The 14,168-nt window shown below is 35.1% G+C and carries 12 protein-coding genes; 10 read left to right on the forward strand and 2 right to left on the reverse strand.

The genetic code is table 11. The features are described 5' to 3' along the window. Together LS65_RS08015 and htpG are read right to left on the reverse strand one after the other, a co-directional pair. Positions 1–1,586 (reverse strand): HAMP domain-containing protein (locus tag LS65_RS08015; protein WP_138129836.1); only part of this gene is annotated, 1,586 nt, incomplete at its 3' end. A 236-nt stretch (positions 1,587–1,822) separates the two neighbouring features. Then, positions 1,823–3,679, reverse strand: coding sequence for a molecular chaperone HtpG (htpG, locus tag LS65_RS08020; protein WP_034360385.1), 1,857 nt, complete (start codon positions 3,677–3,679; stop codon positions 1,823–1,825). Between the two features lie 253 nt (positions 3,680–3,932). Between htpG and LS65_RS08025 the strand changes: the two genes are divergently transcribed. The 10 genes from LS65_RS08025 (at position 3,933) to rpmE (ending at position 14,161) form a co-directional block, all read left to right on the forward strand. Then, positions 3,933–5,174, forward strand: a complete 1,242-nt coding sequence (locus LS65_RS08025) for a patatin-like phospholipase family protein (protein WP_034360383.1) — start codon at positions 3,933–3,935, stop codon at positions 5,172–5,174. Between the two features lie 44 nt (positions 5,175–5,218). Further along, positions 5,219–6,115 carry a radical SAM/SPASM domain-containing protein gene (locus tag LS65_RS08030; RefSeq protein ID WP_094777051.1) on the forward strand — a complete coding sequence of 299 codons (897 nt, stop codon included), beginning with the start codon at positions 5,219–5,221 and terminating at the stop codon, positions 6,113–6,115. 94 nt (positions 6,116–6,209) lie between these two features. After that, on the forward strand, positions 6,210–7,346 hold the full coding sequence (locus tag LS65_RS08035; RefSeq protein WP_034360381.1) for an Opr family porin: 1,137 nt from the start codon (positions 6,210–6,212) through the stop codon (positions 7,344–7,346). A 19-nt stretch (positions 7,347–7,365) separates the two neighbouring features. Beyond that, a complete protein-coding gene (locus LS65_RS08040; protein WP_034360379.1) occupies positions 7,366–8,646 on the forward strand; it encodes a hypothetical protein in 1,281 nt (426 codons plus the stop codon). A gap of 149 nt (positions 8,647–8,795) precedes the next feature. Next, positions 8,796–9,236 (forward strand): protoporphyrinogen oxidase HemJ, encoded by a 441-nt coding sequence (gene hemJ / locus LS65_RS08045; RefSeq protein ID WP_034360378.1) that lies wholly within the window; start codon positions 8,796–8,798, stop codon positions 9,234–9,236. Between the two features lie 9 nt (positions 9,237–9,245). Beyond that, positions 9,246–10,652: an argininosuccinate lyase gene (gene argH / locus LS65_RS08050; RefSeq protein WP_034360375.1), complete on the forward strand. Its 1,407-nt coding sequence runs from the start codon at positions 9,246–9,248 to the stop codon at positions 10,650–10,652. Between the two features lie 29 nt (positions 10,653–10,681). Continuing rightward, complete coding sequence (gene ubiE / locus LS65_RS08055) at positions 10,682–11,422, forward strand: bifunctional demethylmenaquinone methyltransferase/2-methoxy-6-polyprenyl-1,4-benzoquinol methylase UbiE (protein ID WP_034360371.1); 741 nt, start codon at positions 10,682–10,684, stop codon at positions 11,420–11,422. Between the two features lie 165 nt (positions 11,423–11,587). Continuing rightward, entirely contained in the window at positions 11,588–13,096 is a 1,509-nt protein-coding gene (gene mqo, locus LS65_RS08060; protein ID WP_084707869.1) for a malate dehydrogenase (quinone), read from the forward strand. Between the two features lie 110 nt (positions 13,097–13,206). Next, positions 13,207–13,770, forward strand: coding sequence for an elongation factor P (gene efp / locus LS65_RS08065; RefSeq protein ID WP_034360365.1), 564 nt, complete (start codon positions 13,207–13,209; stop codon positions 13,768–13,770). Positions 13,771–13,957: 187 nt separating this feature from the next. Next, a complete protein-coding gene (rpmE, locus tag LS65_RS08070) occupies positions 13,958–14,161 on the forward strand; it encodes a 50S ribosomal protein L31 (RefSeq protein ID WP_034360362.1) in 204 nt (67 codons plus the stop codon). Positions 14,162–14,168: the final 7 nt, after the last annotated feature.

A 14,168-nucleotide genomic window follows, 5' to 3' on the forward strand; every position in this document is an offset into this window, starting at 1 on the left:
ACTGCTTCTTGAAGATTTTGAGCTTCTTCACCTAATGTTTGAGCAAAGGCAGCACTTGTTGATAGCATTTTTCTAATTTCTTCTCCTAGGGTATTTGTAACAACTTCTACTCTACCACTTGCATCTTTTACTTCTGTGGTAAAGTCTAATTGTGTATAGCTATCAAATACTCTTGAAATTTCGTTTGTATCACTCCCGATTTTTTCTTGTAAATCATCAAGCATATGGTTAAGCACTTCTTTTAATTCATTAAGCTGTGGATTATGAGGTGTTTCTGTGATTCTTGCTTTAAAGTCTCCAGATTCAATAGTTTTTGCAGTTAAGACCGATTGCTCTACTGCTCTAGCGTCTTGGTCTAAGCCTTGTTGAGTCTTTTGGATATTTTCATTGATTGCCATACCCATTTCACCAAATTCATCTTGAGCCACAATTTTAAGTGGTGTTGGAGCATTTTTACGCTCGTGATTGAGATATTTGAAGAACTCAAAGAGTGTATGAGAAATATGATGGATTCTTTTGACAATAGTTGAGCGGATATAGACAAAGAAAATCAAAGATGTGAAGAGAATTGTAAGTATTCCCATAATAATAAGCACGATTTGTAGCTTTTTAATAGGTTCTTCTATGGATTCAAATGGTGCGAGTGAGATGACACTCCAATATTCTCCTAAACCTGGGTAAATTTCAAATACATTCAAAGCTGCTTTTGAATTTCTACCTGCTAAGGTTGTATAAGTGTAAATACCAGCTTTATGATTAAGTGCAGATTCAGCAATGATTTTTGCAGTCGGGTGGGTATTAAGTGTGAGTAAGTCTTTTAAGCGAGTAGCTTGTTGGTTATCTTTTTCACCATTTATTATTATACGTGCCTCGTGATTCAAAACGATACGGTTATCATTTTGAAAAACACTTAATTCAGGATTGCTTAGGATTCTTTCAATTTCTTCCATATTAAAGAAATTTCCCATAATACCTATAACCTTGCCTCTAACAATAAAAGGAGCGATAATACCCTTTACATAATGTCTTTTGCCATCTAAGATAATATCATACGTTGGAGTTGCGGTTATGCTGTCATTTTTGAGTGATTCCATAATTGTGGGCATTTGTTTCAAAATATCAGTTGGCATAGTTTGTGTAAAAGTGCCACCTGGTCCCAAATCTCTATCGATTGTGAATAGAGCAAATTCACCGCTTGGCAAAATATGAGAAGAATGTTGGAATCGAGATTGTGTGTATTCTTTTGTCATAATGATAAAACCACCAGTAGAATAGCGATTTGAATTGACAACTTTTGAAAGTATCTCTGCTAACTGGTCATCATTAAGTGCAGCATTTTTGGCTAAAAATGCTTCAACACTTTCTTTTGCAGCTATTGTGCTACCAAAAACTTCGCCCACAGCACCTGTAAGAAGATTTTTATACCGAGCAGCTGTATTGCTTAAAAGTTTATCACTCTCATCTTCAAGCGTATTTGAAGCAATGCTTGAAACAACAAAAACAATTAACGCAATAGCAATTGTGATAATGATAAAAATGGCACTGACAATTTTTGCGCCAATACTTAGACGATTGAATAGACCCATTAATTTCTCCTTTGAGCTTGATAGTGTTGATTTGAAGTTGCGTTTTAATAAGGAAGCAATTATATATCAAACAACTGGAAAAATCAATAAGTTTAAAAAAATGTGCTTAAACAAAAAGAAAAAAAATACTTTTTTACTCACATAGTTTTTATTTGAAAATAAAGAGTATATAAAGATTATCTTATTTCAAAGAGTCTTTATGACTCTTTGAAATTGATTTTTATAGATTCTAGGGCTTAGAGACTTTGAAGTAAAAGGTTATTCAGCTCTGTATTGAAAGCTTTAGCATCATTTAATGTGCCACCTTCAAGCACAAGGGCTGCTCCAAAGAGAAGCAAAGCACTTTGTTTAATTTTATCCTCCTGCGCACTTTTAAGCTTTTCAAAAAGAGGGTGAGTAATATTAAGTTGGAGTGTAGGCTTAGATTCTGGCACTTTTTGCCCCATTTGTGCCATAAGGTTTGCCATCATAGGGTTAGAATCTTCCTTGATGAGCGTAAGTGGCGAATCACCAAGACTTGAGAGTTTTACTTCAGAAATTTGTTCCCCTAAGGCATCTTTAAAGTTTTTGATAAGTGGCTCATAAGCTTTTTGTGTCGCTTCATCAATAGTTTCTTCTCCTAATTCCTCTAGGGCTTCTTTAGAATTAATGCTTCTAAGAGGTGTTTTATCATATTCTCCCACCATTGGCATTACTATCGCATCAATTTCATCACTTAAAAGTAGCACATCAAAGCCTTTTTGTGCAAACTTTTCGAGCAATGGTGCATTTTTAAGTGCATCTTTATTTTCGCCGAGCATATAATAAATACTTTTTTGTTCGCTACTCATCGCATCTTTATAGGCTTTAAGTGAAAGATTTTCTGTTTTAGAGCTATCAAAACGCAAAAGTTCTAAAATCTTTTCTTTATTTTCATAATCACTATATAAACCTTCCTTTAGCACCTTGCCAAATTCTTGATAAAATGCCTTGTAATCCTCATCTTTTTTAGCAATATTAGCTATTTCACCCAAAATTTTCTTTGTTGAGGCAGATTTGATATTAGCAAGAATCTTATTTTGCTGGAGGATTTCACGACTGACATTAAGTGGCAAGTCTTCACTATCAATAACACCTCGTATAAATCGCAAATATGGAGGTAAAAGCTCTTTATCATCATCAGTAATAAAAACGCGTTTGACATAGAGTTTTACACCTGATTGATAATCCACGCGGAAAAGGTCAAATGGGGCTTTTTGTGGAATATAAAAAAGTGTAGTGTATTCTAGATTGCCTTCAACTTTGGTATGAATCCAACGCATAGGCTCATTATTATCGTGTGAAAGCGTGGCGTAAAACTCTTTGTAATCACTCTCTTTTAACTCTGCTTTTGGAATCTTCCACAATGCTTTGGCAGTATTTATTTGAGAAATTTTGTCTTCTTTTTTTTCTTTTCTCTCATCTCCCTCACCCTCGAAGCTAGATTCTGTATAGTGTAAATAAATAGGAAAAGCAATATGTTCTGAATATTTGTGAATGATATTTTCAATTTCCCAACGCGAAGCAAAGTGTGCTTCCTCATCACGGAGATAGAGTGTAATTTGTGTGCCTTGAGATTCTTTAACACATTCACCAATTTCATACTCACCTTTACCTTCACTTACCCACGCATAAGCCTTTTCTTCGCCTGCTTTTTTACTTTGCACTACAACGCGATGAGCGACCATAAATGCAGAATAAAAGCCCACTCCAAATTGTCCAATAAGTGCAGAATCTTTTTTCTTATCGCCACTAAGTTGTGCTAAAAAGCTTTTTGTTCCAGATTTTGCGATAATACCAAGATGTTCTTTCATATCGGATTCATTCATACCTATGCCATTATCTTCTATGGTGATAGTTTTTTTAGATTCATCAAATTGTATATCAATACGCGGTGTGAAAGAGAGGCTTTTTAGTTTTTCATCTGTGAGTGTGAGATATGAAAGTTTATCAAGCGCGTCAGATGCATTACTTACAAGTTCTCGCAAGAAAATTTCTTTGTTAGAATACAAAGAATGTATCATTAAATCTAAAAGTTGTGTAATTTCAGTTTGAAATTGATGTTTCGTTGCCATTTTGTCTCCTTAAATCATAAAGTAATTTGGCAATCATAGCAGAAAATGATAAATTTGTATAAACTTTATAGCAATATTATAAACTTTTATGAGTTTATTTATATAAAAAACATTGAGTATTTTTATAATATAGTTGTGCTTGGAATCCTGTGTTATAATACTTTTTCGAGGCAAGATGAAACTATAAGGATTCTATAAAGTTTAAGATTTTGTATAATGATTATAAATGATAAAAGAAATTTAAGGAGTAGCGATGAAAATGGCAATTGTGCTTGGTGGGGGAGGTTCAAAGGGAGCATATCAGATAGGTGCTTGGCGTGCTTTAAAAGAGCTTGGCATAAAGTATGATATTATCACTGGCACAAGCATAGGAGCGTTTAATGGCGCAATGATGGTGCAGGGTGATTTTGAAAAAGCTTTGGCATTATGGCGCGAGATTGATATTGATAAAGTTATATTAAATGGATTGAATTTGCGCACAGATTTCAATTATTACAAACAAAATAGCGATAAACTCATTCCTTTTTTAAAAAGTTATGCAAATCATAAGGGTATGGATATTACACCATTGAAAAAAATTGTAGAATCTTCGTTTGATGAGGCATTTTTCACATCATCTCTTGATTATGGGTTAGTAAGCGTGAAGATTCCCTCATTTAGCCCAATTCAAAAGAGAAAAAGTGAGTTAAATAAAGAGAATCTTGCCTTATGGATTCTTGCTTCAGCCTCGTGTTTCCCGGCATTTCCTGTGTGTGAGATTAATGGAGAGAACTATATTGATGGTGGATATTATGATAATTTGCCTGTGAATTTTGCCTTTGAACTTGGTGCAGAGCAGGTCATTGCTATTGCGCTTAATCCAAATCCACATATTTATAGCACACATCCACTTGTGCGCACAATCCAGCCGATTGTGCCACTTGGAGGAATGCTTGATTTTGATAAGGCGAGTATGAGTGAGAATATGGAGATTGGTTATCTTGATACTTTAAAAAGTTTTGGAAAGCTATGGGGAAGAATATACAGCTTTAGAATCTCTAAAGATTTTATGCAAAAATGCGCTTTAGCAGCAAGTAAAGCACTTGCTTTTGTGCTAAGAGAAGAATTGCATAATGCAACGACATTGCCTTTTAATCTCCAAAAAGCATTTGAGATTTTCACACCTGCAATATCGGATAAAATTTTACGCTTACTCAGTGAAGATTCGCCTTATATTTCGCATATTGAGCAAATATGTGCGAGTGATATATGTGAGGTGTATCATACAAGCCCTTATCGTATAGCATTGCATTTAATAGAGGCAGTTATGCTATATTTTGGAGATTTTAAGCACGATGGAATCTATGATTTTAAAGAAGTATGCAGGGTTCTAAAAAAATATAAATTTGAGCATTTTGACATCAATATACAAAGCATACAAAACAGCGATAAAGCATTGCTTGGTGCATTTTTTGGATTATTTTTAACTTATTTGCAAAAATATGAAGATATGTAAAATATTTGAGCAAAATTCGATGTGAAGAGTAGGATTGCATATAAATGGCACAATTTGAAAAAGTATATATCGAGATAAGTGATTATTGTGCGCTCTCTTGTGGATTTTGCCCAAGCAATACACTTGATAAAAGACGCGGAATAATGGATTTGGCATTTTTTGAATCTATATGTGCGCAGTTTCAACATAAAACAAAGCGGGTGTGTTTGCATATACTTGGTGATCCTTTGAGTGTGAGAGATTTTAATTCTTATGTAAAAATCTCACATTCTTATGGACTTAAAATTGATTTGGTAACAACAGGATTATTCCTAAAAGAGCGTGATTTTGAGATTTTACTCCACGAACCTTTTGTGCAGATTTCATTCTCTCTTAGCGCATTTTTGGCAAACCCGCAGCAGCTTACGATGAAGCATTTGCGAAGAATCTTAACCTTGTGTGAGAGGCATATACAAAAGAATGCAAATCCTTTTATTAACTTACGCTTTCATCAAAATGATGTGAAGCAAGGGAGTGAGGGGTTTAATGTGATGATAGAGGCAATCAGTGCTTTTTTTGGAATCTCTTTTTTTGAGATACAGCATAAGCTAAGTGCTGGTAATCGCATACGACTAGCAAGGAAGATTCTCCTTAATCCTACGATTTCATTTGAATGGGAACAAGATTGCATAAAAGAAAAAAATATACAGCATCTTCCAAATAAAAAACCTCTATGCTATGGAACATTAAAGCAATGTGGGGTTTTAAGTAATGGAGAACTTGTGCCTTGTTGTATTGATTATGCAGGGAGAGCAAGTTTTGGTAATGTAAAAGAGAGAAGCGTGAAAGAAATCTTAGAATCTAAAGCTTTTGTGGATTTTGGCACATTGCTTAAAAATGGTGTGGCTCCTTGTGAGATATGCTGTAAATGTGGATATAAGATGATATTAGGAGATTCTTAAGGGCAATTTGGCATTATGGAATTATTTTTGCTAGCTATAGAGTGAAAGTTTAGATTCTAAAAGGAATTAGAATACTTGTGCTAAAAGGGATTTTATGAAAAAAATAATTGCAGCCATTGCGTGCTTATTTGCTTTGAATGAAATTGCAAATGCAAATAATTTAGCGCGTTTGTTTCTTACTGGGCAACCGAGTGGGCATATGGGTTTATATTATCAAGGTATAACAGGTGGTGCGCCAAGTTTTGTTGATATCAATGCCTCACTTGCATATCAAACACAACGATTTAGAGGCATCGGTTTTGGGACTTCAATGTGGGTGGCTACAAAGGTTTTTCAAAGCCATATTGGGGATTTTTCGCAGGTAAAAGAAAATTTTGTTTTTACAGAATTGAATGCAAGTTTTGTTAATCCTAATAGAATCAGTATGTATGTGGGACGCTTTAAAACAAACACGGAATGGATTAAGTATTATACACAGGGTGTAGCAGTTAGTTATGAGGATATAGAAAATGTGCAAATTGATTTTATTTGGGCATTGAAGAATGCTTATGTTACAAATTATCGTGTAGAAAATTTTTCGAATCCATTTGGAAATCTAGGGTCAATATATTTAGGTGCTTCGATTACCCTGCCAGATTCTCCATTACAACTTACACCCTATATATATACTGCGCCTAGTGATTTTACATCTTTTGGGGTAAAGGTTCTTGTGGCTGTTCCAGCCGGTAGTGCTGCACTTTATGGAAAAATGCATTTTCTTGGATTTTCAGGTAAAGGTGATAAGGTCATTGATAGTTCAAGAACAAGTGGTGATGGTGGTTTTGTATGGTTAGAAGGTGGTGCAAAATGGGTTGGTATTAATGCTGGTGGAGGTGTTATTTCTATGAATCAAAATGGTGCGAGAGGCATTGATTCATTTGGGCAAAGCAGTTATTTTGAAAGACGAGAGGGTTTATTTTATAATAATGCTACTACATTATATGGATTTTTGGAATATGATTTCAAACGTTATATGCAACTTGATGCAGCTATTCGCCATACAACTATTGGCTCAAAAAATATATTTAATTGGGAGGTTGGTGTAGTCTCTGAACCGCAAAATAATATTAAAATAGGTGCTAAAATTATAGGAATGATAAATAATGCCGATTTCACGCTTGATGATTCTATCTTTGCCAGTGATGGTAGGAATTATCTTTTAACTCGTCTTTTTGGACAAGTTAATTTTTAAATTTTTATAAGGAGAAACAATGAAGAAATATAGTCTAGTTTCACTTGCTGCAGCTTCGGCTTTAGCAATGAGTGCAAATGCTGTAGAAGTTAGTCCCTTTGGGCATTTAGGTGCGTTTTATCACCAAGGATTTGGCGGTTTGCCTACTACTGATAAAAATGGTAAAGAAGTGCAGCAAGCTTATGCTGATGTAAGCGCAAGAGTTGGGATTGAGCTTGGTTTAAGCAAATCTCTTAGTGTAGGACTTGGTGGTTGGGGTGCATATCCATTCTATACCACAGGAAATGAAACTGATGGTTATGTAGGTGATGTTGCTATTCCTAAAAATGCTGATGTATCTGATGCGTATTTACGCTATGATGGCGGAAATTTAAGCTTTATTCTTGGACGCTTTGATATAGGGCAGTTTTATCTTGGCAAAGATGGTAAAAATTATACAGGTGTAGATTGGATTTATGGCAATGTGCAAGGTGCTGCGCTCAATGTTGGTAGCAAAGCAGTGAGCTTTTGGGCATATTGGAGAAATTCTCAACTTGGTGCAGGACAAGCGTATAATAGAATGGGTTATGAGCTTTCAAGCTTTAATACTTATCAAAATTATAAGAATAGCACAAAAATTGGTGAGATTGTAAGTGCAGGGTTAGATTTTGATTTTGGTATGTTAAAAGTTTCACCTTTTGTGGCTTATCTTACTGATTATGAAACTTCTCGTGATTCAATAAAAGATGAAGCATATACAGATGATATATTAAATGCTGGAGCAAAGGCGCAGCTTGAGCTTGGTAGTGGGAATCTTAAATCAATCACTACATTACGAGGGATTTATGGCACAAATAATATCATAGGCAAGGGTAGAAGCACAAATGGTGTAACTTTCTGGGTTGATGAAGAGTTACGATTGAATGATATTTGGAAGCTCGGAGCTGGATATATAAGTCAAAACAAAGATACTCGTCTTTTAAATGTTGGTGATAGAGCAAGATTCTATGGTTATCGTGGTGGCTTAAGTGGCACAGGTTATGGTGCTTATCTAGGAGGAAATGCTCAAAGTAGTCATAACACTTGGTATGTATTTGGTGGTATAGAAGCAAAGCGCGTAGCACTTGATTTACTCTATGCTGGTGGTGATTATGAAGAGCTTTCTGCGGTTGGTTCATTAAAACTTTGGACAAATAGTGATAATATGTATTTCTCGGTAGGTGCTGGGTATGTTGGGACAGGTAAAGGAAGTTATAGCTATGATCCTATAGACAATAAATGGCAGCATTCAGCTCTTGCATTTGCTAAATTTGGATTCTAAAACTTTAGAGTCTTCAAAGGCTAGAGGTTTTCTCTAGCCTTATTCTGTTTTCTTTCCAAATATAAACTATAAATAAACCAAATAAACTTACAAATTTCCTTAAAAAGTTAATGTATAATAACAACCTTATTAGAGATTAAGGAGTAAAGATGGAGTTTTTATACATTAAGGCATTTCATATTATCGTGCTTGTTACCTGGATGGCAATGTTATTTTATCTTCCGCGTTTGTTTGTGTATCACGCACAACATCGTGATAATGAATCTTTTACAAATATCGTAAAATTACAAGAGTTACGACTTTATAAATATATAGGTATGCCTGCATTGGTGCTTACTTTGCTTACAGGAATAGCAATGATTGTGTTAAATCCCGCTTTTCTTAAAGTATCTGAATCTGGTCTGTGGCTTCATATTAAACTTGTATGCGTATTTTGTCTTATTATCTATCATTTTATGTGTGGATATTTTATAAAAACTTTAGGTAATGGTTCTTGCACAAAAAGCCATAAGTTTTTCCGATTTTTTAATGAGATACCTACTATTTTACTTATTATCATTGCTATTTTGGCAGTGTGCAAACCTATATAGAGAAACATAATGGCAAAGTTATGGGGAGGGCGATTTAGTCAAGAATCTAGCTCACTTTTAGAGGAGTTTAATGCTTCGATTTTTTTTGATAAAGAGTTGTGGCGTGAGGATATAGCTGGCTCAAAGGCTCACGCGCAAATGCTTGGTAAAATCGGTGTTTTGCAACCCAATGAAGTGGAGCTTATTTTAGATGGGCTTACAAAAATTGCGCAGGATATAGAAAAAGGTGAATTTCAATTTAAAGCAAGTGATGAAGATATACATATGGCAATAGAATCTGCTCTTACAGAACATATTGGTGATGTAGGTAAAAAACTTCATACCGCAAGGAGTCGCAACGATCAAGTCGCGCTTGATTTTCGTTTGTATGTTTTAAAGCATAATTGTTTTATTCGCTCCTTGCTTTTAGATATTATGGAATCTATTTTGGACATTGCTAAAAAGCATACGCAAAGCATTATGCCGGGTATGACTCATTTACAACACGCTCAACCTGTAAGTTTTGGCTTTCATCTTGTGGCGTGGGCGTGCAATTTTAAACGTGATATAGAGCGATTAGAAGATGATTATAAACGCAATAATTTTTGTCCATTAGGCAGTGGAGCATTAGCAGGCACTCCTTATGGTAATGATAGGGTATATCTTGCAGATATTTTGGGGTTTAACGCACCTACACTTAATGCTATGGATTCTGTAAGCGATAGAGATTTTGCCCTTGATATGCTTTATAGCCTTTCTATGGTGATGATGCACCTTTCTCGTGTAGCTGAAGAGCTTGTGTTATGGAGCACCCAAGAATTCGCCTTTATTACTCTAAGTGATGCGTATGCGACAGGAAGTTCGATTATGCCACAGAAAAAAAATCCCGATGTTCCTGAACTTTTACGCGGTAAGAGTGGGCGTGTGTATGGTGCGCTTGTGGGCTTACTAAGTGTGATGAAAGGCTTACCTTTAGCTTACAATAAAGATACGCAAGAGGATAAAGAGGGGGTCTTTGATGCGCTTAAAAATGTGAGTATATGTCTTAAAATTGCTAAAGAATGTCTTGATACTATGAGTGTTCGCACTGATAATATGGCTAAAATGGCAAAAAAAGGACATTTAAGTGCTACTGATTTGGCAGATTTTTTAGTGCGTGAATGTAATGTAGCATTTCGTGATGCGCATCATATTACTGGGCGCGTGGTGGCTTTGGCTGAAAGTAAGGGTGTAGATTTGAGCGATTTAGATGAGAGTGAGATTCTAAAAGTCGATTCGCGCATTAAGGCAGGGGTAAAATCTGTGTTGGATTTAGAATCCTCAATGAACGCACGAGATACGCTTGGTGGCACTTCTAGTATCCAGACTAACACACAGATTAATGAGCTTGGAGTGTTTGTGAGTGAGCATAGGGCACAGATCCAAAAGAGAATATAAAAAAATCTAGATTCTGAACAAGGTATAAGATGAGTGATAAGCAAGAGCAAATTGTAAGTATGTTTAATGAAATTGCACCAAGCTATGATAAAGCAAATCGTGTAATGAGTTTGGGTATTGATGTGAGTTGGCGTGTAATGGCTTGTAAAAAGGCATTTGAAGCATTGGGCAAAGATAAAATAGAGTGTGTGCTTGATGTAGCGTGTGGCACGGGTGATATGCTATGGCATTGGAATAATCAAGCACAAAAATCAGGGAAACAAATTGTGCAAATGTGTGGTATTGACCCATCAAATGGTATGTTAGAGGTTGCAAAGCAAAAACTTGCTCCCTTACTTAATGATAGAACCCATAGCACTTTAAGTCTTGAAATAGGTGAGGCAAAGGCATTAAATATAGAATCTGAAAGTGTGGATATTCTTTCTATTGCTTATGGTTTGCGTAATGTTGTAGCACTTGAATCTGCACTTGATGAATTTGTGCGTGTGCTTAAAAAAGGAGGTGTGCTTGTTATTTTAGAATTTATGAATAATAAAGATTCTGGATTTTTGCAACAATTTATGCGTTTTTATACACGCAAGATTTTGCCATTGGTTGGGGGAGTGCTCTCACGTAATTATGCTGCGTATAAATATTTGCCAAATTCTATTCAAGATTTTGTAAGTGCTGAGGATTTAAAAGGAAAACTTGAGAATCGTGGTGTTGTAAGCTATTTTATGAAAGGATATAGCGCAAATATTTCTACACTTTATGTAGGTATCAAATCTTAAAATAATATAAATAAAAATGGTAATATTCCAAAAAATGTAACATTAAGGATAAAAGATTAAAATTAATAACTAAAGTATAGTTTTATTTTACTTTTTATGAGGATTATTTACAAAAATCTCTTATTATAAAAGAGAAAGAAATATCAACTTGCCATCTTATTGAACTTGAGCAAAACGAAGGAGGCTAGAATGGAAGAAGATTCGGAAATAGTTTTGGTTGGTGGAGGTGTTATGAGCCTTACTTTAGCAGCAATGCTAAAAGAGCTTCAGCCTTCTGTGCATATTAGTATATATGAGATGTTTGAAGATGTAGCGTTAGAAAGTAGTATGTGTTGGAATAACGCAGGGACAGGACACCAAGCATTTTGTGAGTTAAACTATACACCTAAAAAAGAAGATGGGAGTATTGATATTACAAAAGCAGTCAATATTAATCAGCAATACGAATTAAGCAGAGAGTTTTGGGCGTATTGTGTAAGAGTCGGTATCCTTAAAGAGCCTCATACCTTTTTAAATTCTGTGCCACATTTGAGCTTTGTAGCAGATGATATTGTGCCTTTTTTGAAGCAACGTTACGAAACGCTTAAAACCTGCCCTCTTTTTGCCAATATGCAATATTCCGAAGACAGAGAACAGATTAAACAATGGGCTCCACTTTTACTTGAAGGACGAGATGAGAAGCAAAATATAGCAGTTACCTATATGGAAGAAGGCACAGATATAAATTTTGGCGAGATTGTGCATCAATTTAAAGAAAAACTAAGCCAAAAAGATGGTTTTGATGTTTATTTAAATCATCGTGTATATGATTTAAATAAAGAGGGCAATAGTTGGCGATTAGATATACTTGATAAGCAGAGTGGTGAGAGAAAGCAAGTTAAGGCAAAATTTGTATTTTTGGGTGCGGGTGGTGGCTCATTTCCATTATTACAAAAAAGTGGTTTGTCTGAAGGAAGAGGTTATGGTGGATTCCCAGTTGGTGGATTATGGCTTGTATGTAAAAATCGTGAAATTATAGATAGACACCACGCAAAAATTTATGGCAAGGCTTCTATTGGCGATCCACCTATGTCGGTGCCACATTTAGATACGCGTATTATCAATGGTAAAAAGGAATTACTCTTTGGACCCTATGCAGGGTTTAATACAAAATTCCTTAAAAATGGTAGTTTTTTTGACTTCCCATTATCTGTGCGTGCAAATAATTGTATTCCTATGCTTCAAGCAGGGATAGATAATGTGCCACTTACCATATATCTTATTAAGCAGATTCTAATGACTGATAGGCAACGTATGAAAAAACTCAATATGTTTATCCCTAATGCAGAGTTTGAAGATTGGAAAGCAATGTTTGCTGGACAAAGAGTGCAAATCATCAAAAAAGATGCTCAGGGCAGAGGGAGCTTACAATTTGGCACAGAAGTTATTACTTCTCAAGATGGTTCTTTAGCGGCATTACTTGGTGCATCTCCAGGTGCTTCAACTGTGGTAAATATTATGCTCCAAGTGCTTGAACGTTGCTTTGGTGATAAGATGAATTCTAATGATTGGCGTGATAAACTCTCTCAAATGGTCCCTTCTTATAAATGCTCACTTGAAGATAATATTACACATTTTAATGAACGCCGCTCAAAAACTGCCCAAACATTGCAGATGCCATTTTGTGCTATTTAAGGGTGAAATTGAGGTAAGCTTAAATTAAGCTTCCTCTCTCAATTTTAAACATTTCAAATCAATAGTTTTTTTGTTATAATGTGCATTTATTTTTATTTTAAGGATAGATAATGGCAATTGGAATGAGTGAATTAAAGAAAGGCTTAAAAATTGAAATTGATGGGATTCCCTATAGAATTACCGAGTATCAACACGTTAAACCAGGTAAGGGAGCAGCTTTTGTAAGAGCAAAAATAAAATCTTTTCTTGATGGTAAGGTTATTGAGAAAACTTTCCACGCGGGCGATAAATGTGAAGAACCTAATTTACAAGAAAATACAATGCAGTTTCTCTATCACGATGGTAGTATGTTTCAATTTATGGATACAACAACTTATGAGCAAATAGGCTTGAGTGATGAACAAGTAGGTGATGCAGCAAAATGGCTTATTGATGGACTAAATGTGCAGATTCTATTCCATAATCAAAAGGCAATTTCTGTTGATGTGCCACTTGTGGTAGAGCTTGTCATCACTGAAACTGCACCAAATTTTAAAGGTGATACAAGTAGTGGAGGTAAAAAACCTGCTACACTTGAAACAGGAGCAGTAGTGCAAGTGCCTTTCCACGTGCTTGAGGGTGAAAAAATTAAAGTCAATACAGAAACAGGTGAATATCTTGAAAAGGTAAAATAGGGGATTTATTACGATTCTAGTTAGAGAAATTCTTAAAAAGTAATGCTGTGAGTATTTTTTAGAATCTTGTATATAAGAGATTGAGAGAGAGAAAGCATAGATTTTTATTTTATTTATTAAAGTAAGTTTAAAGCAGGATTTGGTAAAATCCGTCCTTTTATTTACTTTATAACTAAAAGGATATGTAATGAAAAAAGGTATTCACCCAGAATATGTGCCGTGTAAGGTAACTTGTGTAACAAGTGGCAAGCAAGTTGAAGTTTTAAGCACTAAAAGTGAGCTTCGTATTGATATTTCAAGTTTTTGTCATCCTTTCTATACAGGAAGTGATAAAATTACAGATATTACAGGACGCGTTGAAAAATTCCGACAAAAATATAATATGAAATAAACCTGTG

Source organism: Helicobacter japonicus (assembly GCF_000762845.2).
Classification (GTDB): Bacteria; Campylobacterota; Campylobacteria; order Campylobacterales; family Helicobacteraceae; genus Helicobacter_C; species Helicobacter_C japonicus.